General features: G+C 70.8%; 22 protein-coding genes. 14 read left to right on the top strand and 8 right to left on the bottom strand.

Going from position 1 to position 24,745, the window contains the following annotated elements; all coding sequences use genetic code 11:
• The first annotated feature begins 21 nt into the window (after nt 1–21).
• From gap to BM236_RS11210, 5 genes are read left to right on the top strand one after another with little or no spacing between them, the layout of a single operon-like run.
• Nucleotides 22–1,020: a type I glyceraldehyde-3-phosphate dehydrogenase gene (gene gap, locus BM236_RS11230; protein WP_091123663.1), complete on the top strand. Its 999-nt coding sequence runs from the start codon at nt 22–24 to the stop codon at nt 1,018–1,020.
• 1 nt (nt 1,021) lies between these two features.
• Nucleotides 1,022–2,236 (top strand): phosphoglycerate kinase, encoded by a 1,215-nt coding sequence (locus tag BM236_RS11225; RefSeq protein WP_281247650.1) that lies wholly within the window; start codon nt 1,022–1,024, stop codon nt 2,234–2,236.
• A 4-nt stretch (nt 2,237–2,240) separates the two neighbouring features.
• Nucleotides 2,241–3,035 carry a triose-phosphate isomerase gene (gene tpiA / locus BM236_RS11220; RefSeq protein WP_091123660.1) on the top strand — a complete coding sequence of 265 codons (795 nt, stop codon included), beginning with the start codon at nt 2,241–2,243 and terminating at the stop codon, nt 3,033–3,035.
• Nucleotides 3,036–3,068: 33 nt separating this feature from the next.
• Nucleotides 3,069–3,299, top strand: a complete 231-nt coding sequence (gene secG, locus BM236_RS11215; RefSeq protein WP_091123832.1) for a preprotein translocase subunit SecG — start codon at nt 3,069–3,071, stop codon at nt 3,297–3,299.
• Nucleotides 3,300–3,319: 20 nt separating this feature from the next.
• A complete protein-coding gene (locus tag BM236_RS11210) occupies nt 3,320–3,679 on the top strand; it encodes an RNA polymerase-binding protein RbpA (RefSeq protein ID WP_091123659.1) in 360 nt (119 codons plus the stop codon).
• Between the two features lie 67 nt (nt 3,680–3,746).
• Here the strand turns inward: BM236_RS11210 and pgl are convergent, their stop codons facing one another.
• The 4 genes from pgl to tkt all read right to left on the bottom strand — a co-directional run bounded on the left by pgl (nt 3,747) and on the right by tkt (nt 9,373).
• Complete coding sequence (gene pgl / locus BM236_RS11205; protein WP_091123656.1) at nt 3,747–4,478, bottom strand: 6-phosphogluconolactonase; 732 nt, start codon at nt 4,476–4,478, stop codon at nt 3,747–3,749.
• A 32-nt stretch (nt 4,479–4,510) separates the two neighbouring features.
• On the bottom strand, nt 4,511–6,154 hold the full coding sequence (gene pgi / locus BM236_RS11200) for a glucose-6-phosphate isomerase (RefSeq protein ID WP_091123655.1): 1,644 nt from the start codon (nt 6,152–6,154) through the stop codon (nt 4,511–4,513).
• Nucleotides 6,151–7,260, bottom strand: coding sequence for a transaldolase (gene tal, locus BM236_RS11195; protein WP_091123652.1), 1,110 nt, complete (start codon nt 7,258–7,260; stop codon nt 6,151–6,153). Before tal ends, pgi begins: the two co-directional genes overlap by 4 nt.
• 61 nt (nt 7,261–7,321) lie before the next feature.
• The gene (gene tkt, locus BM236_RS11190; RefSeq protein ID WP_245750290.1) at nt 7,322–9,373 is read right to left on the bottom strand and encodes a transketolase; all 2,052 of its coding nucleotides are present in this window, start codon (nt 9,371–9,373) and stop codon (nt 7,322–7,324) included.
• A 180-nt stretch (nt 9,374–9,553) separates the two neighbouring features.
• Here tkt and BM236_RS11185 point away from each other — a divergent pair, with 180 nt between their 5' ends.
• Nucleotides 9,554–10,462 carry a heme o synthase gene (locus BM236_RS11185; RefSeq protein WP_091123648.1) on the top strand — a complete coding sequence of 303 codons (909 nt, stop codon included), beginning with the start codon at nt 9,554–9,556 and terminating at the stop codon, nt 10,460–10,462.
• A gap of 40 nt (nt 10,463–10,502) precedes the next feature.
• Here the strand turns inward: BM236_RS11185 and BM236_RS11180 are convergent, their stop codons facing one another.
• The 3 genes from BM236_RS11180 to BM236_RS11170 are packed head-to-tail and all read right to left on the bottom strand — an operon-like array spanning nt 10,503 to nt 13,089.
• Nucleotides 10,503–11,381 carry a COX15/CtaA family protein gene (locus BM236_RS11180; RefSeq protein WP_091123645.1) on the bottom strand — a complete coding sequence of 293 codons (879 nt, stop codon included), beginning with the start codon at nt 11,379–11,381 and terminating at the stop codon, nt 10,503–10,505.
• Between the two features lie 2 nt (nt 11,382–11,383).
• Nucleotides 11,384–12,139 carry an ABC transporter permease gene (locus BM236_RS11175; RefSeq protein ID WP_091123828.1) on the bottom strand — a complete coding sequence of 252 codons (756 nt, stop codon included), beginning with the start codon at nt 12,137–12,139 and terminating at the stop codon, nt 11,384–11,386.
• A gap of 17 nt (nt 12,140–12,156) precedes the next feature.
• A complete protein-coding gene (locus tag BM236_RS11170; protein WP_245750276.1) occupies nt 12,157–13,089 on the bottom strand; it encodes an ABC transporter ATP-binding protein in 933 nt (310 codons plus the stop codon).
• Nucleotides 13,090–13,286: 197 nt separating this feature from the next.
• Here BM236_RS11170 and BM236_RS11165 point away from each other — a divergent pair, with 197 nt between their 5' ends.
• Together BM236_RS11165 and BM236_RS11160 are read left to right on the top strand one after the other, a co-directional pair.
• The gene (locus BM236_RS11165; RefSeq protein ID WP_091123642.1) at nt 13,287–15,356 is read left to right on the top strand and encodes a hypothetical protein; all 2,070 of its coding nucleotides are present in this window, start codon (nt 13,287–13,289) and stop codon (nt 15,354–15,356) included.
• Entirely contained in the window at nt 15,353–16,243 is an 891-nt protein-coding gene (locus BM236_RS11160; RefSeq protein ID WP_091123640.1) for a hypothetical protein, read from the top strand. Before BM236_RS11165 ends, BM236_RS11160 begins: the two co-directional genes overlap by 4 nt.
• Before the next feature lie 59 nt (nt 16,244–16,302).
• Here BM236_RS11160 and BM236_RS11155 read toward each other — a convergent pair whose 3' ends face one another.
• A complete protein-coding gene (locus BM236_RS11155) occupies nt 16,303–18,693 on the bottom strand; it encodes a xanthine dehydrogenase family protein molybdopterin-binding subunit (protein ID WP_091123638.1) in 2,391 nt (796 codons plus the stop codon).
• Between the two features lie 107 nt (nt 18,694–18,800).
• Between BM236_RS11155 and BM236_RS11150 the strand changes: the two genes are divergently transcribed.
• The 6 genes from BM236_RS11150 to sufU are packed head-to-tail and all read left to right on the top strand — an operon-like array spanning nt 18,801 to nt 24,675.
• A complete protein-coding gene (locus tag BM236_RS11150; RefSeq protein ID WP_091123635.1) occupies nt 18,801–19,517 on the top strand; it encodes a helix-turn-helix transcriptional regulator in 717 nt (238 codons plus the stop codon).
• Nucleotides 19,514–20,932 carry a Fe-S cluster assembly protein SufB gene (sufB, locus tag BM236_RS11145; RefSeq protein ID WP_091123633.1) on the top strand — a complete coding sequence of 473 codons (1,419 nt, stop codon included), beginning with the start codon at nt 19,514–19,516 and terminating at the stop codon, nt 20,930–20,932. Before BM236_RS11150 ends, sufB begins: the two co-directional genes overlap by 4 nt.
• Nucleotides 20,929–22,143: a Fe-S cluster assembly protein SufD gene (gene sufD / locus BM236_RS11140; RefSeq protein WP_245750275.1), complete on the top strand. Its 1,215-nt coding sequence runs from the start codon at nt 20,929–20,931 to the stop codon at nt 22,141–22,143. The genes sufB and sufD overlap by 4 nt, the downstream gene beginning before the upstream one ends.
• The gene (gene sufC, locus BM236_RS11135) at nt 22,140–22,898 is read left to right on the top strand and encodes a Fe-S cluster assembly ATPase SufC (RefSeq protein ID WP_091123632.1); all 759 of its coding nucleotides are present in this window, start codon (nt 22,140–22,142) and stop codon (nt 22,896–22,898) included. The genes sufD and sufC overlap by 4 nt, the downstream gene beginning before the upstream one ends.
• Complete coding sequence (locus tag BM236_RS11130) at nt 22,898–24,175, top strand: cysteine desulfurase (protein ID WP_091123630.1); 1,278 nt, start codon at nt 22,898–22,900, stop codon at nt 24,173–24,175. The genes sufC and BM236_RS11130 overlap by 1 nt, the downstream gene beginning before the upstream one ends.
• Complete coding sequence (gene sufU / locus BM236_RS11125; RefSeq protein WP_091123628.1) at nt 24,175–24,675, top strand: Fe-S cluster assembly sulfur transfer protein SufU; 501 nt, start codon at nt 24,175–24,177, stop codon at nt 24,673–24,675. Before BM236_RS11130 ends, sufU begins: the two co-directional genes overlap by 1 nt.
• Nucleotides 24,676–24,745: the final 70 nt, after the last annotated feature.

Genomic DNA, 24,745 nt, shown 5'->3' with positions numbered 1-24,745 from the left:
CCTCAGATCCCAGGAGTAGCAGTGACCGTTCGAGTAGGCATCAACGGGTTCGGCCGCATCGGCCGCAACTTCTTCCGCGCCGTGCGTGCGTCGGGTCTCGACATCGAGATCGTCGGCGTCAACGACCTGTCCGACAACGCCGTGCTGGCCCACCTGCTCAAGTACGACACCATCCTCGGTGTCCTCGACGCCGACGTCTCCGCGAGCGGCGACGAGATCCGCGTCGGCGACCAGGTCGTCAGGGCCTTCGCCGAGCGCGACCCGGCCAACCTCAAGTGGAGCGAGCTCGACGTCGACGTGGTCGTCGAGTCGACCGGCTTCTTCACCGACGCCACCAAGGCGCGTGCGCACGTCGACAACGGCGGCGCCAAGAAGGTCATCATCTCCGCACCGGCCTCCCACGAGGACGCCACGATCGTCATGGGCGTCAACGAGGGCATCTACGAGCCCGACAACCACACGGTCATCTCCAACGCGTCCTGCACGACCAACTGCCTCGCGCCGATGGCGAAGGCGCTCAACGACGGCATCGGCATCGTCAAGGGCCTGATGACGACCGTCCACGCCTACACGGCCGACCAGAACCTGCAGGACAACATCCACAAGGACCTGCGCCGCGCCCGCGCCGCCGCGCTCAACATCGTCCCGACCTCCACCGGCGCCGCGAAGGCGATCGGCCTGGTCCTGCCCGAGCTCAAGGGCAAGCTCGACGGCTACGCGCTGCGGGTCCCGACCCCGACCGGCTCGCTCACCGACCTCTCCTTCGAGGCCTCCCGCGAGACCTCGGTCGAGGAGATCAACGAGATCGTCAAGAACGCCGCCGACGGCAAGTACCTCCGCTACTCCACCGACCCGATCGTCTCCTCCGACATCGTCACCGACCCGGCGTCGTGCATCTTCGACGCGCCGCTGACCAAGGTCATCGGCAACCAGGTCAAGGTCGCCGGCTGGTACGACAACGAGTGGGGCTACTCCAACCGCCTCGCCGACCTGATCGACTACGTCGGCAAGACGCTCTGACGTGGGGGAGTACGCCGGACTGACGCCGAAATTTCTACAGAGCGTCGGCGGCAAGCGTGTCCTCGTCCGGTCGGACCTCAATGTCCCCCTCAAGGACGGCGCCATCACCGATGACGGCCGGATCCGGGCATCGGTGCCCACCATCCGCGCGCTGGCTGAGGCCGGTGCACGGGTGGTGGTCACCGCCCACCTCGGCCGTCCCGACGGTGCCCCCGACGCGAAGTACTCCCTCGCGCCGGTCGCCACCCGTCTCGGCGAGCTGCTCGACGCCCCGGTCGCCTTCGCGACGGACACCGTCGGCCCCTCGGCGCAGGAGACGGTCGGCGGCCTGGCCGACGGCCAGGTGGCGCTGCTCGAGAACGTCCGGTTCGACGCCGGCGAGACCGCCAAGGACGACGCCGCCCGCGGTGCCTTCGCCGACGAGCTCGCTGCGCTCGCCGACGTCTTCGTCTCCGACGGCTTCGGCGTCGTGCACCGCAAGCAGGCGTCGGTCTACGACGTCGCGCAGCGGCTCCCGCACGCGATGGGCGGCCTCGTCGCGGCGGAGATCGACGTGCTGCGGCGGCTGACCGAGACGCCCGAGCGGCCCTACGTGGTCGTCCTCGGCGGCTCGAAGGTCTCCGACAAGCTCGGTGTGATCGACAACCTCCTCGGCAAGGCCGACAAGCTGCTCATCGGTGGCGGCATGGTCTTCACCTTCCTCAAGGCGCAGGGCCGCGAGGTGGGTTCGAGCCTGCTCGAGGAGGACCAGGTCCCGACCGTGCTCGGCTACCTCGAGCGGGCGCAGCAGTCCGGTGTCGAGATCGTCCTGCCGACCGATGTCGTGGTCGCCGACAGCTTCGGAGACGAGGCCTCGGCCCGCGTCGTCGCGGCCGACGAGATCCCCGCCGACGCGCTGGGCCTCGACATCGGCCCCGCGTCGGGTGCTGCGTTCGCCGAGGAGATCCGTCCGGCGAGGACCGTCTTCTGGAACGGCCCGATGGGCGTCTTCGAGCAGCCGGCCTTCGCCGAGGGCACCCGCGCGGTCGCGCAGGCGCTCACCGAGCTCCGTGACACGGGGGCGCTCACGGTCGTCGGCGGTGGCGACTCCGCGGCCGCCGTACGCGCGCTCGGGTTCGACGAGGACGCTTTCGGGCACATCTCCACCGGCGGTGGCGCCAGCCTCGAATACCTCGAGGGCAAGGAGCTCCCCGGCATCACGGTGCTCGAGGACTGAGCCGATGACGCACACGCGCACCCCGCTGATGGCGGGCAACTGGAAGCTGAACCTGAACCACCAGGAGGCGGTGGTCCTCGTCCAGAAGCTCGCGTGGACGCTGTCGGACAAGCGGCACGACTACGCCAAGGCCGAGGTCGCCGTCCTCCCGCCGTTCACCGACATCCGGTCCGTGCAGACGCTGGTCGACGGCGACCGGCTCTCCATCAAGTACGGCGCCCAGGACGTGTCGCCGCACGAGTCGGGCGCCTACACCGGCGAGGTCTCGGCCGCGATGCTGGCGAAGCTGGGCTGCAGCTATGTCGTCGTCGGGCACTCGGAGCGCCGGCAGTACCACGCCGAGACCGACGCACTGGTCGCCGAGAAGGCCACCGCTGCGCTCAAGCACGGGCTCACCCCGATCATCTGCGTCGGGGAGGGGCTCGAGGTGCGACAGGCCGGTGGGCACGTCGACCACTGCACCGTCCAGGTCACGGGGTCGCTGGCCGGCCTCACCGCCGAGCAGGTCGCCGGATCGGTGCTCGCCTACGAACCGGTGTGGGCGATCGGCACCGGCGAGGTGGCCACGCCCGAGGATGCCCAGGAGGTCTGTGCGGAGCTCAGGGCCTGCGTCCGGAGCACCCACGGCGACGACGTGGGCGACACCGTGCGGATCCTCTACGGCGGCTCGGTGAAGGCGACCAACGTCGCGGCCCTGATGGCTCAGCCGGACGTCGACGGCGCTCTGGTGGGCGGCGCGAGCCTGCAGGTGGACGAGTTCGCAGCGATCTGTCGCTTCTATGCCATGCCGGTGCTCTGAGCACGGGCGGACGTGACGTAGGATTCCCGCGTGCTGGAACTGCTCTTCACCATCATCCTCATCATCGCGAGTGCCCTGATGATCCTGCTCGTGCTGCTCCACAAGGGGCGGGGCGGCGGAATGTCGGACATGTTCGGCGGTGGTGTGTCCAGCTCTCTGGGGGGCTCCTCCGTCGCTGAGCGGAACCTCGACAGGCTGACGGTCGGCACGGGGATCATCTGGTTCGCCTGTGTCATCGCGCTCGGCCTGCTCAAGGCCTACTGAGAAATCCGAAGGGGACGAACGTGGCTGGTGGAGGCAACGCGATCCGGGGTAGCCGGGTCGGTGCCGGTCCGATGGGTGAGGCCGAGCGGGGCGAGGCTGCTCCGCGCAAGGCGGTCACCTACTTCTGTGCGCGCGAGCACCGCTCGGTCGTGACCTTCGCGGTGGAGGCGACGGCGCCCGACTCGTGGGACTGCCCGAAGTGTGGGCTCCCGGCGAGCCTGGACTGCGACAACCCGCCGCCGGCGCCGAAGATCGAGCCTTACAAGACGCACCTCGCCTATGTGAAGGAGCGGCGCACGGACGCGGAGGCCGAGGTCATCCTCGACGAGGCGATCCAGCTGCTCCGCTCCAGGCGCAAGTCGGGGGACATCATCTTCTGACGCTGGTCGAACGCCGAGGGGCCGCCACCCGGATCCGGGTGGCGGCCCCTTGCGTTCGCGGCGGGCGTCAGAGCGCCGAGGCACTGGCCCGGTCGAGGAACCAGATCGTCTCGTCACGACCGGTGACGCCGGCCGCCGGGATCTCGTGGACGTCGGCACCGCCGAGGGCCCTCCCGACGGCCTCGGCCTTGCCCTCGCCGGAGACGAGGAACCAGACGGCGGTCGACTTGTTGAGCCGGGGCAGCGTCAGGCTGACCCGCTCCGGCGGTGGCTTCGGGGAGCCGGTGACGGCGACCGTGGTGCGGTCGGTGACGTCGATCTGGTCGAAGCCGGGGAAGAGCGACGCGACGTGTCCGTCCGGCCCCACGCCGAGCATGAGGATGTCGAAGGCCACGGGCCCCCGCTCGTGCAGCTCCGCCTCGTAGGCGTCAGCAGCGGCGTCGACGTCGTCGGCGTCGGCCGTCGACGGCATCGCGTGCACGCGGTGGGCAGGTACGCCGACCGCGTCGAGGAACGCCGCGCGCGCCTGACCGGCGTTGCGGTCGGGGGAGTCGGGCGCGACGTACCGCTCGTCGCCGAACCAGACCTCGACCGCACCCCAGTCGACGCCCGACTCGGGCGTCAGCCGGGCCACCTCGCGGTGGATGGTCTCGGCGATCGTGCCGCCGGTCAGGACGACATGCGGGACGTCGCCGGCGGCCTGGTGGTCCGCGATCCGGCTGAGCAGCTCGCCGGCCACGGCGGTCGACAGCGCGGCGGCGTCCTCGTGCACCTCGACGCGGGCGTCGTTCTGGAACATCTGGGTCCTCTTCCTAGCCGTCTCCGGACGCGTCAGCGTCGGTGCTGGTGGTAGTAGGCGATCAGCGAGCGGGTGGACGCGTCCTGCTGGGCGGCCACCGTCTCGTCGCCGGCGATCGCCGGGCTGATCCGGAGGGCGAGCTGCTTGCCCAGCTCGACGCCCCACTGGTCGAAGCTGTCGATGCCCCACACCACGCCCTGGGTGAAGGTGATGTGCTCGTAGAGCGCGATCAGCTGGCCCAGCACCGAGGGCGTCAGGTCCGGCGCGATGATCGACGTGGTCGGCCGGTTGCCGGAGAACACCCGCGCCGGCACGATCTCCTCCGCGGTCCCCTCCGCCCGCACCTCGTCGGCGGTCTTGCCCAGCGCAAGCGCCTGGGTCTGCGCGAGGAAGTTGGCCAGGAACAGCTCGTGCACGTCGGTGTCGCCGTCCTTCAGGGCGTAGGCCGGGTTGGCGAACGCGATGAAGTCGGCCGGGATGACGCGCGTGCCCTGGTGGATGAGCTGGTAGAACGCGTGCTGGCCGTTGGTGCCGGGCTCACCCCAGAAGACCTCGCCGGTGTCGCTCGTGACGGGGGTGCCGTCCCAGCGCACGCCCTTGCCGTTGGACTCCATCGTGAGCTGCTGGAGGTAGGCGGGGAAGCGGTGCAGCAGCTGGGAGTAGGGGAGCACCGCGTGGGTCTGGGCGCCGAGGAAGTCGGTGTACCAGACGTTGAGCAGCCCCATCAGCGCCGGCACGTTGTGCTCCAGGTCGGCGGTGCGGAAGTGCTCGTCCATCGCGTGCATGCCGGCGAGGAGCTCGGTGAACCGCTCCGGACCGACAGCCACGGCGAGCGAGGTGCCGATCGCGGAGTCGACCGAGTAGCGGCCACCGACCCAGTCCCAGAACCCGAAGGCGTTGGCCGGGTCGATGCCGAAGGCGGCGACCTTGTCGAGGGCGGTGGAGACGGCGACGAAGTGCCGGGTCACCGCCGACTCGTCGGCGCCGAGCCCCTCGAGCAGCCAGGCCTTGCAGAGCCGGGCGTTGGTCAGCGTCTCCAGGGTCCCGAAGGTCTTGCTGGAGACGATGAACAGGGTCGTGGCCGGGTCGAGCCCGGCGAGCGTGGTCGCCGCGTCGGTCGGGTCGATGTTGCTGATGAAGCGACACTCCAGCCCGTCCTGGCGGTAGGGCGCGAGGGCCTCGTAGGCCATCACCGGGCCGAGGTCGGACCCGCCGATCCCGATGTTGACGACCGTCCGGATCCGCTGGCCGGTGTGACCGGTCCACTCGCCGGAGCGCACCTTGTCCGCGAACGCGTAGACGCGCTCGAGAACGGCGTGGACGTCGGCGACGACGTCCTGGCCGTCGACGACCAGCGAGGCGTCGGCCGGGAGCCGGAGCGCGGTGTGCAGGACGGCGCGGTCCTCGGTGATGTTGATGTGCTCACCGCGGAACATCGCGTCGCGACGCTCCTCCAGACCGACCTCGGCGGCCAGCGCCCGGAGCGCCTTCCAGACGTCCGGGTCGACGAGGTTCTTGGACAGGTCGACGTACAGGTCCCCCGCCTGCAGCGTCGAGCGCCGGACCCACTCCTCGTCGGCGAGCGCCGACCGAAGGTCAGGGGTGAAGCCTTCGGCCAGCGCCGTCAGGCGCTGCCAGGCCGGTGTCGTGGTCGCGTCAACCGGCCCGGTGCTCACGCGTCGGCCGCCTGCGCCATCTGGCCCTTGACCGTGTCGACGAGCTCGATCCAGGACGCCTTGAACTTGTCGACGCCCTCGGTCTCGAGGGTGAGGAAGACGTCGTCCACGTCGACGCCGGCCGCGGAGATCTGGTCGAAGACCGCCTGCGCCTCCTCGCCCTTGCCGGTGACCTGGTCACCGGTGACCTCGCCGTGGTCGGCGAAGGCGTTGAGCGTCTTCTCCGGCATGGTGTTGACGGTGTCGGCGACGACGAGGTCGGTGACGTAGAGCGTGTCGGAGTAGGCAGGGTTCTTCACGCCGGTCGACGCCCACAGCGGACGCTGCGCGTTGGCGCCGGCGCCTTCGAGCGCCTTCCACCGGTCGGAGGAGAAGACCTCCTCGAAGGCGGCGTAGGCCAGGCGGGCGTTCGCGACGGCGGACTTGCCGCGCAGGGCGAGCGCCTCGTCGCTGCCGAGCTTCTCCAGGCGGGCGTCCACCTCGGTGTCAACACGGCTGACGAAGAAGGACGCCACCGAGCGGATGGTGGACAGGTCGATGCCCGCCTCCTTGGCATGCTCGAGGCCGGCCAGGTAGGCGTCCATGACCTGGCGGTAGCGCTCGGTCGAGAAGATCAGCGTGACGTTGACGCTGATCCCTGCGGCGATCGCGGCGGTGATGGCCGGCAGGCCCTCGAGGGTCGCCGGGATCTTGATGAGCACGTTCGACCGCTCCACGGCCGCCCACAGCGCCTTCGCGCTGTCGATGGTCGGCTGGGTCTCGTTGGCCAGGGTCGGCTCGACCTCGATCGAGACGCGGCCGTCGTCCTTCGTCGACTCGGCGACGGGCGCGAGGATGTCGCACGCGTTGCGGACGTCCTCGGTGGTGAGCTCGAAGATCACCTTGTCGACGTCGGCGCCGTCGGCGACGAGCCGGCGGACCTGCTCGTCGTAGCGCTCACCGTTGGCGATGGCGGCGGCGAAGATGGTCGGGTTGGTGGTGACACCGACCACCGACTTCTCTTTGACGAGCTCGGCGAGGTTGCCGGTCTCGATGCGCTCGCGCGACAGGTCGTCGAGCCAGATGGAGACGCCGGCCTCGGCCAGCGCCTTGAGGCGGTCACTCATGTGCACTCCCAAACTGTTTGATCGTTCAAACTTTGACTGTAGCGCGGGGTGGAGCAGCGCCTCACCGGTGGCTCTTGGCGGCGGCCTCGATGCTGTCCTTGGCGGCCTGGGCGACCGCCTCGGGGGTGAAGCCGAACTCCTTGAAGATGCGCGCGGCGTCCGCCGAGGCGCCGTAGTGCTCGAGGCTCACGCTGCGGCCGGCGTCGCCGACGTACTCGCGCCAGCCCTGCCTGATGCCCGCCTCGACGCTGACGCGCGCCTTGACGTACGCCGGCAGCACCTCGTCGCGGTAGGCCTGGGTCTGCTGCTCGAACCACTCCACCGACGGCATGGAGACGACGCGGGCGTTGATGCCGTCCTCCATGAGCTGCTCGCGGGCGGTCACCGCCAGCTGCACCTCGGAGCCGGTGCCGATGAGGATGACGTCCGGCTGGCCGCCCTCAGCGTCGATGAGGGTGTAGGCGCCCTTGCCGACGTGCTCGGTCGTGGCGAAGCCCTGCTCGCCGCGCGGGAACACCGGCAGGTTCTGCCGGCTCAGGATGAGACCGGCCGGGCGGTCTGCGTTCTTCAGGATTTGCAGCCACGCAGCGGCGGTCTCGTTGGCGTCCGCGGGACGGACGATGTCGAGGCCGGGGATCGCGCGCAGCGCCCAGAGGTGCTCGACCGGCTGGTGGGTCGGGCCGTCCTCGCCTAGGCCGACGGAGTCGTGGGTCCACACCCAGATGGACGGGGCCTTCTGCAGGGCGCCTACGCGGACCGCGCCGCGCATGTAGTCGGAGAACTGCAGGAACGTGCCGCCGAAGACGCGGGTGCCACCGTGGACGGCGATGCCGTTGAGGATCGCGCCCATGCCGTGCTCGCGGATGCCGAAGTGGAGCACGCGGCCCTGGTAGGGGTCACCCTCCCAGTCGTGCGTGGAGCGGTTGGCCGGGATGAACGACTTGGCGCTGGTGATCGTCGTGTTGTTGGAGCCGGCGAGGTCGGCGGAGCCGCCCCACAGCTCGGGCATCAGGTCGGCGATCGCGTTGATGACCTTGCCCGAGGCGGCACGGGTCGCGATGCCCTTGGCGTCGGCCGGGAAGCTCGGCAGCGCCGCCTCGAGGCCCTCGGGCAGCTCGCGCTTGCGCATCCGCTCGAGGATCGTGACCTGCTCGGGGTTGGCGGCGGCCCAGGCGTCGTACTCCTTCTGCCAGGCGGTCTCCCACTCCTTGCCGCGCTCGATCAGCGAGCGGGTGTGGGCCAGGACGTCGTCCGGCACCTCGAAGTCCTTCTCCGGGTCGAAGCCCAGGATCTTCTTGGTGGCGGCGACCTCGTCGGCCCCCAGGGCGCTGCCGTGGGCGGCCTCGGTGTTCTGCGCGTGGGGGGCGGGCCAGGCGAGGATCGTGCGGAGGACGATCATGCTCGGCTTGTCGGCGACCTTGGCCGCCTCCTGGAGCGCGGCGTGGAGCGCCGGGACGTCCTCGTGGTAGTTCCCGCCGTCGGCGTGGTCGCCGGAGTGGGTCCAGTCGACGGTCTGGACGTGCCAGCCGTAGGCCTCGTAGCGCTTGGCGACGTCCTCGTTGAACGCGACGTCGGTGTTGCCCTCGATGGAGATCTTGTTGGCGTCGTAGATGACCGTCAGGTTGCCCAGCTCCTGGGTGCCCGCGATCGAGGAGGCCTCGCCGCTGACGCCCTCCTCCAGGTCGCCGTCGGACGCGATCACGTAGATGTTGTGGTCGAAGACCGACTCGCCGTCGGCGTTCGGGTCGAGGATGCCGCGCTCGCGACGCGCGGCCATGGCCATGCCGACCGCGTTGCCGACGCCCTGGCCCAGCGGACCGGTGGTGACCTCGACGCCGGCCGTGTGGCCGAACTCGGGGTGGCCGGGGGTCTTGCTGCCCCAGGTGCGCAGGCTCTTGATGTCCTCGATCTCGAGGCCGAAGCCGCCGAGGAAGAGCTGCAGGTAGAGGGTGATCGAGCTGTGGCCGGCGGAGAGGACGAACCGGTCGCGCGCCATCCAGTCGGTGTCGGCCGGGTTGTGGCGCATGACCTTCTGGAACAGCAGGTAGGCCGCCGGTGCCAGGCTCATCGCCGTGCCGGGGTGGCCGTTGCCGACCTTCTGCACGGCGTCCATCGCGAGCACTCGGATGGTGTCGACCGCCTTCTTGTCCAGGTCGGTCCACTCAAGGTCGGGGGTGATGCTCACTGAAGTCCTCTCGATGTGACGAACGGCGAGTCCAAGCCTACCGACGTCACGGTCTACACTCCCAGGGTGACATCAGTTGACCAGCGGCTCACCCACGCGGGTGAAGGGATGCGGACGACTGAGGAGGCGACCTGGCGAGACGTCGTCGCGGCGTATGTCGGACTGACGAAGCCCAGGGTCATCGAGCTGCTCCTGCTGACGACGGTACCCGTGATGTTCTTCGCCGCACGTGGCGTCCCTTCTCTCGGACTCGTCGTTGCGACCGTGATCGGCGGTACCCTCTCGGCCGGCTCGGCATCCGTCTTCAACTGCGTCTACGACCGCGACATCGACGAGCAGATGCGCCGCACGCGCCGCCGTGCGCTGCCGCGCCACATCGTCTCCCCGAGGGCGGCGCTGGTCTTCGGCACGGTCCTCGCGATCATCTCGACCGCGGTTCTCTGGGCGTTCGTCAACCCGCTCTCGGCCGTGCTCTCCGTCACCGCCAACGCGTTCTACGTCTTCGTCTACACGATGCTGCTGAAGCGGCGCACGACGCAGAACATCGTCTGGGGCGGCATCGCCGGCTGCTTCCCGGCCCTCATCGGCTGGACCGCCGTCACCGACTCGCTCTCCTGGGCCCCCGTCGTCCTCTTCGCGGTCGTGTTCTTCTGGACGCCGCCGCACACCTGGGCGCTGGCCCTGCGCTACCGCGAGGACTACGCGAACGTCGACGTGCCGATGCTGCCCGTCGTGAAGCCGGCCCGCGAGGTCGCCCGTCAGATCGTCGCCTACTCCTGGGTGATGGTCGCGACCTCGCTGCTGCTCTGGCCAGTGGCCGGCACCGGTGTGTTCTACACCGCGTGCGCCGTCGTGCTCGGCGCCGTCTTCCTCGTCCAGGCCCACCGCCTGCTGGTCCGGTCCCGCAACACCGAGGACCTCTCCCTCATCCGCCCGATGCACCTCTTCCACAGCAGCAACCTCTACCTCTCGCTGCTGTTCGTGGCCGTCGCGCTCGACCCGCTGATCTCCCGCTGATCCCTGCGATGGACCGGCTCGCCGGTCGCGGCGCGCTCGATCAGGCGACCGGCTGGCGCACCCGGAGCAGCACCCAGGTGACGGCGGCGGCGATGACCGCGGCGCCGAGCATGTGGAAGCCGACCAGGACGATCGGCAGGTCGGTGAAGTACTGCACGAAGCCGATCAGGCTCTGCGCGAGCTGGACGGCGAGCAGGAGCCCCGCGGCCTGCACGGTGCCGCGCGGAGCTCGCAGTGCCAGGGCGGCGAACAGCAGCCCGACCGTCAGGCCGATGAAGAGGAAGACCAGGTCGGCGTGGAGCTGCGACATCTGCAACGGGGAGAGCCCGTTGCGCGGGCTGTCCGCGTCGCCGGCGTGCGGGCCGGAGCCGGTCACGACGGTGCCGACGTAGAGCACCAGCCAGGCGGCGGCGAAGTTGGCCCACGCGAGCCAGAGGACGGGCCCCCGCAACACGGGTACGTCGGCATGGTCGAGGCGCCACAGGAAGAGGACCGCCACGCCGATGATCGCCATCGAGCACAGCAGGTGCAGCGAGACGATCCACGGGTTGAGGTCGGTGAGGACGGTGATGCCCCCGATGACGGCCTGGGCCGGGATGCCGAGCGCCATCCCGAGCGAGAGCAGGCGCAGGTCGCGCCGGCGGCTGTTCCAGGCGGCGACGAGGGTGGCGATCGCGATCGCGGTCAGTACGAAGGTCAGCGTGCGGTTGCCGAACTCGATGGCGGAGTGCACGTTGAGCGAGTGCCGCGGTGTCATCGAGGCGTCGGTGCACCGCGGCCAGGTCGGGCAGCCGAGCCCCGAGCCGGTCAGCCGGACGGCGCCACCGGTCACCACGAGGACGACGTTGGCGATCAGGCTCGCCCACCCGAGCGGTCGGACGAGACCGGGCCGGACGAGCCGGGCGGTCGCGGTGGACATGGTCATTCCCACGTGAAGGTCCTAGCAGTGAGCGCCGAGCCGAGGACGGCCCAGCCGAGGAGCACGCCGAGGTCGCGCCAGGCGACCGCGCCGTCGAGGAAGGCCGTCCGGACGGCCTCGCCGAGCGCGCCGGACGGCAGCCACTCGGCGAAGGAGCCGAAGCCGCCGTACGCCGAGGCGGGCAGGACGACGGCGCCGCCGGCGAGCAGGAGCAGGTAGATGAGGTTCGCCGCGGCCAGGGTCGCCTCGGCGCGCAGCGTGCCGGCCACGAGCAGCCCGAGCGCGGCGAACGCGGCCGTGCCCAGGACGACCGCGAGCAGGAAGCCGACGGCACCGGGCTCGGGGGTCCACCCGAGCAGCTGCCCCACGCCGCCGATGACGAAGAGTTGGACCAGCTCGACGAGCACGAGGGCGAGGACCTTGCCGGCCAGCAGGCCGAGGCGGGGGAGCGGCGACGCGCCGAGCCGCTTGATGACGCCGTAGCGCCGCTCGAAGCCGGTGGCGATCGCCAGCGACGTGAACGACGTCGACATGATCGCGAGGGCGAGCACGCCCGGCGTGAAGAGGTCGACGAGCGGACGGCCGTCGAGGACCGAGGGGGAGAGGTCGAGGTGCTGGCCGCCCTTGACGGCGCCGACCAGCACGATGACGGGGATCACGACGGCGAGCAGCAGCTGCTCGCCGTTGCGGAGCATCAGGCGGGCCTCCATCGAGGCCTGCGCCAGGACCTGGCGGTGCAGGGCCGCGCCACCCGGCATGGGGGTGAAGGTGCCGGTCACGGCTGCAGCTCCCGTCCGGTGAGCTCGAGGAAGACGTCCTCGAGGCTGCGTCGGCCCAGCGTGAGCGACTCCGGCAGCACGCCCTGCTCCTCGCACCAGTGGGACACCCGCGCCAGCGTCGTGCTGTCGGCCGGGCCGATGACGAGCAGGCTCCGCTCGTCGAGCTGGGTGACCTCGGTGGCGTCGCCGAGCGCGATCCGGAGCGAGTCCGGAGCACCCGGCGGGAAGGGTCGGGTCACCACGAGCCGGATCGTCGCGGCAGTGCCGCCCCGGGTCAGCTCGAGCGGAGACCCGGAGGCGATGAGCCGGCCGTGGTCGATGATGTGCACCCGGTCGGCCAGCTGTTCGGCCTCCTCGAGGTAGTGGGTGGTCAGCACCACGGTGACGCCGTCGGCGCGCATCTCGCGCAGCAGCTCCCACGTCGTACGCCGGGCGGCCGGGTCCATCCCCGCGGTGGGCTCGTCGACGAAGACGATCTCCGGGCGCCCGACGAGGGCCATCGCCAGGCCGAGCCGCTGCTGCTGGCCTCCGGAGAGCCGCCGGTAGGGGGTGCGGCCGCACTCGTCGAGCCCGAGCCGGTCGGACAGCATGTCGACGTCGAGCGGGTGCGCGTGCAGGCGCGCGATGTGGCGCAGCATCTCCATCGCGCGCACCCCGCTCCACGCTCCCTGGCCCTGCAGCATCACGCCGATGCGGGGGAGCAGCCGGCGGCGGTCGGCGATCGGGTCGAGGCCGAGCACGCGGACCCGTCCGGAGTGCGGGCGGCGGTAGCCCTCGCAGGTCTCCAGCGTGGTGGTCTTGCCGGCCCCGTTCGGGCCGAGCACGGCGGTGATCGACCCGCGGTCGACGGCGAGCGAGAGCCCGTCCACGGCCGTCTTGTCGCCGTAGGACATGCGGAGATCGGCGACCTCCACAGCGACGGTTGACACGGCGCGAGTCTAGGGAGCCGCGCTCGCCCGTCCCCAATCGGGCCATGCCCGACCGGACGCGCAGCGTGGGGAAGTCAACGACGGGTCAACGGCTCGTCCAAAGCAAAGACCCGGGCGGAGGCCTCCGCCTAGCGTCGCCGGAGCCCGTCAGCCCGTGGCGAAGCCCACGGCACTTCCACCCGAGGAGCACCCTCTACATGCAGCGTCAGTCGCTCATGCGTGGCCTGGCCGTCAGCGCGGTCGCCGCGCTCGCCGTCACCGGTCTCGCCACCACCGCACACGCAGAGACCGCGTCCCCCGTGTCGCCGACACTGATCAGCCAGTTCAGTGGCAAGGCGTCGGTCCGGTACGACGGCGCGTTCTTGAGCAACACCATGTCGGTCAGGCTCACCGCCCGGGTGGACCCGTCCGCGACGGCCGTCTTCGAGTACAACGTCGACCCCGATGCCAGCGACGAGGCCGATGGCTGGGCCGTGGTCGACGGGGCCGTGCTGACCCCGGACGCCGGCGGCTACGTGACCGGGTCGTGGTCGGCCGCAGCCCTCGCCGGCCGGACGGTCGCCGTCCGGGTCGCGGCGACCCTCGGCGTGGGCGAGGAGGCCGTCACCTCCTACGCCACCCGCCGCGACGTCAAGGTCACCGGGCAGTCCTCTCCCACCAACAGCGTCCTCCTCACCACCAGCGCTCAGGGCTACTTCCCGCAGCCGTACGTCTCCGCCGGTCACACGGCGACGCTCGCCGCGGTCCTCGGCACCACGTCGGCGAGCGACGGCGATGTGGCGCTCTCCTGGTGGCGTGCCTCGGACGGGACCTTCCAGGGCCGGACCGATGCGGCGGTCAGCCCGACCGCCTTCAAGGCCTCGTTCGACCCCGGTGACCTCCCGAGCCTCCCGTCGCCGACCGGCTCGAGTGTTCCCGGAGGCTTCTTCTCCGGTGCCCTCGACATCAGCGCGTTCGACGCCCAGGACGGCCCCGACGGTGCGATCCTCGCGATCGCCGCGCGCCGCGACAGCGACGACGTCCTCCCCGTCACGCTCCACGAGCAGACGATCTCCCACATCTCGTTCGACGCCTTCGGCGACCCGACGCCCGACGGCACGCCGGCGATCCTGTCGGTCTCGGACGAGAACGGCGCCCCGGTGGCCGGTGCGCAGGTGCGCCGGCTCCCGGACAACGCGCTGGTCGGCTACACCGACGGTGCCGGCCACGTCTCCGCGCTCCAGCCGGCCGCGTCCACCGTGACCTACTACGCCAACGCCGCGGACGACGCCACCTTCGACGCACCGGACGACGTCAAGACCACGACCGGCGCGACGCCGGCCTACGCGCCCGAGGCCACCTCCACCGTGGCCCGGCTCGCCGACGGCAGCGCCTTCGACAGCGACGAGTACGCCGCCGGGGACGTCGCCCTGCAGATCGTTGACCAGAAGGGGGCGCCGTACGCGTCGGCCTCGCAGGTCAGCTACTCGCTCTACCGGACCGGGAGCACCCCGACGGCGCCGGTGACCGCCACCGCGGACGCCACGGGGAGGGTCGTGATCCCGGTCAACGCGGCGATGGCCGGTTCCTACACGCTCGACTACACGACGCCCAACGAGGCGCGGGTCGACCATCGGCTGAGGACGACCTTCACGGTCGGGGACTCCGTCCTGACCCTGGCGGCCGGGGTGGCGAGCGCACCGTCGGGCGGGCGGATGACGTACGTCGGGAGCCTGAGCGTCGGCGGCAAGCCGATGCCCGGGCGCACGATCGACCTGAGCTACGCCCGCGGCCACGAGCTGGCCCCCGGCCGGCTGGCCGACGCCGGCATCGGCGCCGCCCGCGCGCTCACCGGCACCACGACCACCAACGCGCTCGGCCAGTTCAGCGTGACGGTGCAGGACCAGGCCGAGGCGGGCAACCCGTCCGAGTCGGGGCGCCTGACCGCCGTCAGCAGCAACGCCCACGAGAGCGCCCCCGCCGGGACGCAGTTCGGTCCCGGGCGGACCACGGTCGTCGTGGGCCTCGGTGGTGCCGGGCGGGGTGCGCGGGCCGACCGGGTGAAGGTCGCCGCGCCGGTCGCCGTGGCCGGCAAGGTCGTGGTGCTCTTCCGGAAGGTCCACGGTCACCGGTGGGTCCGGGTCGCCGCCCACAAGCTCAACCGCAGGGGCGTCGCCAAGCTGACGGTGGCCGACCACAACGGCACCGCCAGGACGCGCTACCGCGCCGTGCTGCGCGGCGGCGTGACGGTCAAGCGCTCGACGTCCGACGTGCTCGAGCTGTCGTGACCGAAGCCCGGGTGCGGCAGATGCCCGGGACGGAGCTCGACGAGTGGCGTGCCGACCGCGACGCGGCCGGCACGCCACTGCCGGAGCCCTACCGGGACGAGCAGCACGAGGCCGTGGTGGTCGCGGTCGGCGGCGTCGACGTCGGAGGTGCTCTGCTCGCCTACGGGCGCGAGGGTGCCGGCCTCCGGTGTGCCGTTCGGGTGCTGCAGACGACGCTGCCGCACGACGCCGCCGGCGCCTGGACGTCCGTGGCGTCCGTGCTGGCGACGCATGCCCGCGACCGCGGAGCGACGGAGCTCGCCACTGCGGTGGCACCCGCGCTCGCGACGGCCTTCGGTCGCGCGGGCTTCCAGGCCACCATGTTCGGTACTGCGCGCACCCTCGACCCGGACGTCGGCCCCGACCTCCAGCAGGACCGGCGGGTGTCCGTGCGGCCGATGGATGCCGACGAGCGCCGGCGCTTCGTCGGCGAGGCCCGCGCGCTGCTGCACAGCGGCATGGCCCGGGCCGGCGTGGCAGACCCGGCCAGCAGCCGGCTGGAGGAGCTGGAGACCCGGCTGGTCCGGCTCGGTGACGACCCTGCCCCAGACGGGGAGCTGCTGCTGACCGCGGTCCTCGACGACCGGCCGATCGGGGGCATGTGGGCGACCCTCGTCACGGGTGAGGAGGGGACGGACCTCCACGGGCACACGCTCCACCTCTTCCCGGAGTTCCGCGGCCAGCGGCTGAGCAGGTCCTTCCTCGGCGCCGTCGCCCGCCACCTCACCGAGAAGCAGGTGCGCCTCGTCCGTGCACGCGTCTACGGCTACGACCGGTGGGCCCGGTCGATCATGATCCCCGACGCCAGCCGGGTGACGGAGGTCCACCTCCGCAAGGACCTGCGCTGACCGAGCCGGGTCTCGACACGCCCGCTCGTTCCTCGCGGGCTACTCGACCAGCGAGGAGCTCACACCTCCGCGCTGTGCGTGACCGACCCGCCCTCGGAGTCGGACGGGATCGTCGCGAACCGCGCGGGCGGCTCGCGCCACGGGTCGGGCAGCGTGCCCGACCGCGCCTGCTCGACCGCGCGCCACACCCGCTCGGGCGTGCACGGCATGTCGACGTGGCGGACACCGAGGTGGGACAGCGCGTCGACGACGGCGTTCTGGACGGCCGGGGTCGAGCCGATCGTCGCCGACTCGCCGATGCCCTTGGCGCCCAGCGGGTTGAGCGGGGTCGGCGTCTCGGTGTTCGTGGCGTCGTAGAAGATCGTGTCCGCCGCGGTGGGCAGGGTGTAGTCGGCGAACGTCGCGGTGAGCGGGTTGCCTTCGGTGTCGTAGACGAACTCCTCCCACAGCGCCTGCGAGATGCCCTGCAGGGCGCCGCCGTGCTGCTGGCCCTCGACGAGGAGCGGGTTGAGGACACGGCCGCAGTCGTCGACGGCGACGTGGCGCACCGGTGTCACCTCACCGGTCTCGGTGTCGACCTCGACGATCGAGACGTGGCAGCCGAACGGGAAGGTGGCGTGGCTGGCGGTGAAGTCGTCGGTGTCCGCCAGGGCGACGCCCTCCGCAGCCGCCTCGGCGGCGACCTTCGCCCAGCCGAGGGTGACGCCGGGGACGCCGCGGACCGCGAAGCCGCCGTCGACCAGGTCGATGTCGGCACCGCTGGCCTCGAGCAGCTTCGCCGCCACCTCACGAGCACGATCGAGGACCTTGTCGGCGGCGCGCCCGACGGCACTGCCACCGAGCTGCAGCGACCGTGAGCCGCCCGTGCCGCCGCCGCTGCGCACCAGGGCGGTGTCGGACTGCACGAAGCTGATCCGCTCCATCGGGATGCCCAAGCGGTCGGAGACGATCATCGCGAAGGACGTCGCGTGGCCCTGGCCGTGCGCCGACGTCCCGGCGCTGACGGTGGCGCTGCCGTCGGCGTGCACCTCCACGGAGCCGAACTCCGTGCCGGCGAACCCCGTGATCTCGACGTACGTCGCCAGGCCGACGCCCAGCTGCTTGACGCCCCCGGCCTCGCGGCGCCGGGCCTGCTCGGCCCGGACGGCGTCGACGTCGGCGATCCGCAGCGCCTCGCGCAGCGGCAGGTCGAAGTCGCCGACGTCGTAGTGGGCGCCGGTGACGGTGTCGTAGGGGAAGGCGTCCTTCGGGATCAGGTTGCGCCTCCTGATCTCCTCGGGCAGCAGCCCGAGCTCGTCGGCGGCCAGGTCGATGAGCCGCTCGATGAGGGCGGCCGCCTCGGGCCGTCCGGCGCCGCGGAAGGCGCCGACCGGGGCGGTGTTGGTGAGCGCCGCGATGCCCGCGTAGGCGATCCGCGGGATCTCGTAGACGCCCTGGGCCATCAGGTAGGTGCCACCGAGCGGGAACGTACCGCCGAAGCCGCCGTAGGCGCCGCAGTCGCCGACGATCCGCAGCCGCATGCCGAGGATCCTGCCCTCGTCGGAGAGCCCCAGCTCGGCGTACTGCACCTGCCCGCGCCCGTGCATCGACAGCATCGACTCGCTGCGCGTCTCCGCCCACTTCACGGGGCGGCCGACCTGCTGCGCGGCGGCGACGATCACCGCGTGCTCGGCGTTGGCGCCGGCCTTGCCGCCGAACGCGCCGCCGACGTGCGGCGCGATCAGCCGGACCCGTTCGGGCGGCAGCCCGGCGAACGCGGCGAGCTGGTCGCGCGCCATGTGCGGCTGCTGGGTGGTCAGCCAGATCGACAGCTCGTGCTCGTCGTCCGGTCGGCCCGGTCGCACCAGGACGGCGTGGCCCTCCATCGGGGCGGTGGCGACGCGCTGGTTCTCGATCCGGACCCGGACGACGCGGGCGTCGGCGGGCCACGGGCCTTCCGCGGACCCGCCCAGCTGGCGGTCCATGTCGTCGTCCTTGCGCGAGGCGGCGACGTTGCTGCCCAGCTCCTCGAACTGCAGGGGCGCGTCCTCGGCGAGCGCCTCCTCCATGTCGACGACGGCCGGGAGCGGGTCGTAGCCGATCTCGACGAGCTCGGCGGCGTCGACGGCCTGAGCGCGCGACTCGGCGACGACGAGGGCAACGGCCTGGCCGACGTAGCGCACCTTGCCGACGGCGAGCGGCGGCTGGGTCAGCCGCGGGTCGGCGATCGCGAAGGGCTCCAGCGTGCGGCCGTCGAGGTCGGCGCCGGTCAGCACGGCGACGACGCCAGGCGCGGCCGCCGCCTCGGCGGTGTCGACCGACACCAGTCCCGCGTGGGCGAAGGGGCTCCGCACGAACACCGCGTGCAGCAGATCGGCGGCCTGCATGTTGTCGACGAAGGTGGACCGACCGACCAGCAGGTCCGGGTCCTCGACCCGGCGGACGACGGTGCCCAGCAATGATCCCGGCATGGCGCCAGTGTTGCGCATCGGCGTCTGGACGTGACGCAGGTCGCAGCGCGGCCCAGTAAGGGTCGCCTTGCTTGAAGGGCGCTCGGCAATAAGAGCACACTAGTGTTGTGAAAATCGACGAGGCACCCGACAAGCGCACGCGTGAGCGTGTCGCTCGGTCGATCCTCGTCAACGGTCCGTCCACCGCGGCCGACCTCGCCGTCAGGCTCCACCTGACCGCGGCGGCGGTACGCCGCCACCTCGACCAGCTGGCCGAGGAGGGCACGGTCGAGGCGCGTGACCAGCGTCCGGGCCACCACCGCGGACGCGGGCGGCCGGCCAAGGTCTTCGCCCTTACCGAGCAGGGCCGCGAGACCAAGTTCGACCAGCAGTACGACGACCTGGCCGTCTCCGCGCTGCGCTTCCTCGCCGAGACGGCGGGCGAGGCCGGCGTGCGGGAATTCGCCCACCGGCGCGCGGCGTTCATCAAGCAGGGCTTCGAGACGGTCGCCGCGGCCGACCCGTCGCTCTCACCGGCGCAGGTGCTGGCACGGGTCTTCACCGACGAGGGCTACGCGGCCGGCGTGCGCGAGCTGCCGGTGGTCAACGGCCAGGCGATGGGGGAGCAGCTGTGCCAGCAGCACTGCCCGGTCTCCCACGTGGCCCACGAGTTCCCCCAGCTGTGCGAGGCCGAGACCGAGGCGATCGGCGAGGTCCTCGGCACCCACGTGCAGCGGCTGGCCACGATCGCGCACGGCGACGGGGTGTGCACCACCTGCATCCCGCACACGAACACGAGCAACACGAGCAGCACCACGAGGAAGAAGGAGCAGGTCACCGCATGACCTCCATCGAAGAGCTCAACCCGGAGCTGCACGGCATCGGCCGCTACGAGTTCGGCTGGGCCGACCCCGACACCGCCGGCGCCGTGGCACAGCGCGGCCTCAACGAGGCTGTCGTCCGCGACATCTCGGGGAAGAAGAGCGAGCCGCAGTGGATGCTCGACCTCCGCCTGAAGGGCCTGAAGCTCTTCGGTCGCAAGCCCATGCCCACGTGGGGCTCGGACCTGTCGGCGATCGACTTCGACAACATCAAGTACTTCGTGCGCTCCTCGGAGAAGCAGGCCGCCTCGTGGGAGGACCTCCCCGAGGACATCAAGAACACCTACGACAAGCTCGGCATCCCAGAGGCGGAGAAGCAGCGCCTCGTCGCCGGCGTCGCCGCGCAGTACGAGTCCGAGGTCGTCTACCACTCGATCCGCGAGGACCTCGAGCAGCAGGGCGTCATCTTCGTCGACACCGACACCGCGCTGAAGCAGCACGAGGAGCTCTTCAAGGAGTACTTCGGCACCGTCATCCCGGTCGGCGACAACAAGTTCGCCGCGCTCAACACCAGCGTCTGGTCGGGCGGCTCGTTCATCTACGTGCCCAAGGGCGTCCACGTGGACATCCCGCTACAGGCCTACTTCCGGATCAACACCGAGAACATGGGCCAGTTCGAGCGGACGCTGATCATCGCCGACGAGGACTCCTACGTCCACTACGTCGAGGGCTGCACCGCGCCGATCTACTCCTCGGACTCGCTGCACTCCGCGGTCGTCGAGATCATCGTCAAGAAGAACGCCCGGGTGCGCTACACGACCATCCAGAACTGGTCGAACAACGTCTACAACCTGGTGACCAAGCGGGCCACCTGCGAGGCCGGCGCCACCATGGAGTGGGTCGACGGCAACATCGGCTCCAAGGTCACCATGAAGTACCCCGCGGTCTACCTCATGGGCGAGCACGCCAAGGGTGAGACGCTCTCCATCGCCTTCGCCGGCGAGGGCCAGCACCAGGACGCCGGCGCCAAGATGGTGCACGCCGCCCCGCACACCTCCAGCTCGATCCTGAGCAAGTCCGTCGCCCGTGGCGGTGGCCGGACGTCCTACCGCGGCCTGATCCAGGTCAACGAGGGCGCCCACGGCTCGAAGTCCAACGTGCTCTGCGACGCGCTGCTGGTCGACCAGATCAGCCGGTCCGACACCTATCCCTACGTCGACATCCGCGAGGACGACGTGTCGATGGGCCACGAGGCCAGCGTCTCGAAGGTCTCCGACGACCAGCTCTTCTACCTCATGAGCCGCGGCATGGCCGAGGACGAGGCGATGGCGATGATCGTGCGCGGCTTCGTCGAGCCGATCGCCAAGGAGCTCCCGATGGAGTACGCCCTCGAGCTCAACCGCCTGATCGAACTGCAGATGGAAGGAGCCGTCGGGTGACGGTGCTGGACAGCGTCAAGGACTCACTGGAGATGGGGCCCTCGGGCGACCGCATCGAGTCCCACCTCCACCCGGAGGGCTCGTTCGACGTCGAGGACCACGCCGTCCCGACCGGCCGCGAGGAGATCTGGCGGTTCACGCCGCTGCGCCGGCTCAAGGGCCTGCACTCCGACGCGCCGCTCGACGGCGACGCCTTCAAGGTCGAGCTCGACCTGCCCGAGGGCGTCACCGGCGCGTCGGTGCCGGTGTCCGACTCGCAGCGCGGCGCCTCCGGCCTCGTGCCGACCGACCGCGTCTCGGCCCGGGTGTGGGAGGCCGCCACCTCGGTCCTCGAGCTCACCGTCCCGGACGACTACGTCGGTGACCGTGCCGCCACGGTCCGCGTGGTCGGCACCGGGGTCGACGTCGCCTCGGCCGGCCACCTGCTGGTCCGCGCCGGGAAGCACAGCCGCTCGACGGTCGTCGTCGACTACAGCGGGTCCGCGACCTGGGCGGAGAACCTCGAGATCGTCGTCGAGGACGGCGCCGAGCTCACCTTCGTGGCCGTCCACGGCTGGGCCGACGACGCCGTGCACGTGGTCAACCAGCACGCCTCGGTCGGCCGGGACGCGACGCTCAAGCACGTCGCGGTCACCTTCGGCGGCGACGTGGTCCGCAGCGACACGAGCGTGGAGTACGCCGGCCCCGGCGGCTCCGCCGAGCTGCTCGGCCTCTACTTCGCCGACGAGGGCCAGCACATCGAGCACCGCCTCTTCGTCGACCACACCGCGCCGAAGACGAAGTCGCACGTCGTCTACAAGGGCGCGCTGCAGGGCGAGGGTGCCCACACCGTGTGGATCGGCAACGTGCTGATCCGCAAGGTCGCCGAGGGCATCGAGACCTACGAGGAGAACCGCAACCTCGTGCTCACCGACGGCTGCCAGGCCGACTCCGTCCCGAACCTCGAGATCGAGACGGGCGAGATCGAGGGCGCGGGGCACGCGTCGGCGACCGGCCGCTTCGACGACGAGCAGCTCTTCTACCTGCGCTCGCGCGGCGTGTCGGAGACCGAGGCCCGGCGTCTCGTCGTGCATGGCTTCTTCAACGACCTCATCCGCAAGATCGACGTACCCGAGCTCGAGGCCAAGCTGACCGAGACGGTCGAGGCCGAGCTGTCCAAGAACATGAGCGTCCTGACCGGCGCCACCGAGAACGGAGTTCCCACCGCATGAGCAAGCTCGAGATCAAGGACCTGCGGGTCTCGGTCGACACCGAGGACGGCGCCAAGGAGATCCTCAAGGGCGTCACGCTCACGATCGGCGATGGCGAGACCCACGCGATCATGGGCCCGAACGGCTCGGGCAAGTCGACGCTGGCCTACTCGATCGCCGGCCACCCGAAGTACACCATCACCGGCGGCACGGTCACGCTCGACGGCGATGACCTGCTCAGCATGACCGTCGACGAGCGCGCTCGCGCCGGCCTCTTCCTGGCCATGCAGTACCCCGTCGAGGTCCCGGGTGTGTCGGTCGCGAACTTCCTGCGGACCGCCAAGACCGCCATCGACGGCGAGGCCCCGAAGCTGCGCACGTGGGTCAAGGAGGTCAACGGGGCCATGGAGAAGATGAACCTCGACCCGACGTTCTCGCAACGCTCGGTCAACGAGGGCTTCTCCGGCGGTGAGAAGAAGCGCCACGAGATGGCCCAGCTAGCCCTCCTCGACCCGAAGGTCGCCGTGCTCGACGAGACCGACTCCGGCCTCGACATCGACGCGCTCAAGATCGTCTCGGAGGGCATCAACACCTTCCGTGAGCGCGAGAACAAGGGCGTCCTCCTGATCACCCACTACACGCGCATCCTGCGCTACGTGAAGCCCGACCGGGTGCACGTGTTCGTCGACGGCCGCGTCGCCGAGTCCGGTGGCCCCGAGCTGGCCGAGGAGCTGGAGGCCAACGGCTACGACAGGTTCGTGAGGGCCTCCGTCTGATGACTCTCCCCGGCCTGCTGCCCGAGCTCGAGGTCGTCCGCAAGGACTTCCCGATCCTCGAGCGCACCGTCCACGACGGACTAGCGCTGGTCTACCTCGACAGCGCGAACACCTCGCAGAAGCCGCAGATCGTGATCGACACGATGGTCGACCACCTCGAGCGGCACAACGCGAACGTCGCCCGGGCGATGCACGCCCTGGGGGCGGAGTCGACCGAGGCGTTCGAGTCCGCCCGCGACGTCGTGGCCGAGTTCATCGGCGCGCCCGAGCGCGACGAGGTGATCTTCACCAAGAACGCCTCCGAGGCGCTCAACCTGGTGGCGAACACGCTGGCGTGGGCGCGGGGGCCGCTCGAGATCGGCGAGGGCGACGTCGTCGTCACCACCGAGATGGAGCACCACTCCAACATCGTGCCGTGGCAGCTGCTCACCGAGCGCAAGGGCGCGACCCTGCGCTGGTTCGGCCTGACCGACGACGGGCTGCTCGACACCTCGAACATCGACGAGCTGATCACCGAGCGCACCAGGGTCGTCACGCTGACCTGGGTGTCCAACATGCTCGGCACGATCAACCCGGTCGCCGAGATCGCCCGCCGTGCGCACTCTGTCGGCGCCCTCGTCGTGCTCGACGCCTCCCAGGCCGCACCGCAGCTGCCGATCGACCTGGCCGCGATGGCGCCCGAGGAGCGACCCGACTTCCTGGTCTTCACCGGCCACAAGACGGTCGGCCCGACGGGCATCGGCGTGCTCTGGGGCCGGCGTGAGGTCCTCGAGCAGCTGCCCCCGTTCCTCGGCGGCGGCGAGATGATCGAGACCGTCCGCATGGAGCGGTCGACGTACGCGGGCATCCCACACAAGTTCGAGGCGGGGACGCCGCCGATCGTCGAGGCCGTCGGCCTCGGTGCGGCGCTGACCTACCTCGGCCACCTCGGCATGGACGCGATCCACGCCCACGAGCAGGCCATCACCGCCTACGCCCTCGAGGGTCTGCAGGCGGTCAAGGGGCTGAAGGTGCTCGGCCCGCTCGACGCGGCACAGCGCGGCGGGGCGATCTCCTTCGAGCTCGAGGGCGTGCACCCGCACGACATCGCACAGGTCGTCGACTCGCGCGGCGTCGCGATCCGGGCCGGGCACCACTGCGCCAAGCCGGCGCACGCCCGCTTCGGCGTGCAGAGCTCGAGCCGGATGTCGTCCTACCTCTACACCACCCCTGCGGAGATCGACGCCCTCGTCGAGGCGTTGGAATACACCCGCTCCTACTTCAAGTTGGACGGTTGATGAGCACCGGGAACACGACAGGGCAGAACCTCGACTCGCTCTACCAGGAGATCATCCTGGATCACTACAAGAACCCCCACCACACGGGTCTGCGTGACCCGTTCGAGGCGGAGGTCCACCACGTCAACCCCACGTGCGGCGACGAGGTCACCCTGCGGGTGCACCTCAGCGACAGCGCCGACGGCGTGCGCCGGGTGGAGGACGTGTCGTACGACGCCGTCGGCTGCTCCATCTCGCAGGCGTCGGCGTCGGTGATGACCGACCTCGTGATCGGTCGGAGCGTCGACGAGGCGATGGCGATCCACGCCGACTTCTTGACCCTGATGCAGGGCAAGGGCAGCGTCGAGCCCGACGAGGACGTCCTCGAGGACGGGATCGCCTTCGCCGGCGTGGCGAAGTTCCCGGCGCGTGTGAAGTGCGCCCTGTTGAGCTGGATGGCGTGGAAGGACGCGACGGCGCAGTCCCTGGCCGGCGCCGACGACGCCACGGAGGAGAAGTGATGACTGAGCACGACCACCAGGACCACACCGGGCACGACCACGGTCATGACCACGCCGGGCACGATCACGC

It is taken from the genome of Nocardioides terrae (assembly GCF_900112345.1).
GTDB classification, from domain to species: Bacteria; Actinomycetota; Actinomycetes; order Propionibacteriales; family Nocardioidaceae; genus Nocardioides; species Nocardioides terrae.
Note: the sequence above shows the minus strand (reverse complement) of the source record. Positions and strands in the feature narration are given on the sequence as shown.

Bases quoted from the DNA above. Each gene is read 5' to 3' on its own strand.
- tpiA (WP_091123660.1), top strand. From the start codon at position 2,241: ATGACGCACACGCGCACCCCGCTGATGGCGGGCAACTGGAAGCTGAAC.
- pgl (WP_091123656.1), bottom strand. From the start codon at position 4,478: ATGTTCCAGAACGACGCCCGCGTCGAGGTGCACGAGGACGCCGCCGCG.
- tal (WP_091123652.1), bottom strand. From the start codon at position 7,260: ATGAGTGACCGCCTCAAGGCGCTGGCCGAGGCCGGCGTCTCCATCTGG.
- tkt (WP_245750290.1), bottom strand. From the start codon at position 9,373: ATGGACGCCGTGCAGAAGGTCGGCAACGGCCACCCCGGCACGGCGATG.
- BM236_RS11185 (WP_091123648.1), top strand. From the start codon at position 9,554: ATGCGGACGACTGAGGAGGCGACCTGGCGAGACGTCGTCGCGGCGTAT.
- BM236_RS11180 (WP_091123645.1), bottom strand. From the start codon at position 11,381: ATGTCCACCGCGACCGCCCGGCTCGTCCGGCCCGGTCTCGTCCGACCG.
- BM236_RS11175 (WP_091123828.1), bottom strand. From the start codon at position 12,139: ATGCCGGGTGGCGCGGCCCTGCACCGCCAGGTCCTGGCGCAGGCCTCG.
- BM236_RS11165 (WP_091123642.1), top strand. From the start codon at position 13,287: ATGCAGCGTCAGTCGCTCATGCGTGGCCTGGCCGTCAGCGCGGTCGCC.
- BM236_RS11155 (WP_091123638.1), bottom strand. From the start codon at position 18,693: ATGCCGGGATCATTGCTGGGCACCGTCGTCCGCCGGGTCGAGGACCCG.
- sufB (WP_091123633.1), top strand. From the start codon at position 19,514: ATGACCTCCATCGAAGAGCTCAACCCGGAGCTGCACGGCATCGGCCGC.
- sufC (WP_091123632.1), top strand. From the start codon at position 22,140: ATGAGCAAGCTCGAGATCAAGGACCTGCGGGTCTCGGTCGACACCGAG.
- BM236_RS11130 (WP_091123630.1), top strand. From the start codon at position 22,898: ATGACTCTCCCCGGCCTGCTGCCCGAGCTCGAGGTCGTCCGCAAGGAC.
- sufU (WP_091123628.1), top strand. From the start codon at position 24,175: ATGAGCACCGGGAACACGACAGGGCAGAACCTCGACTCGCTCTACCAG.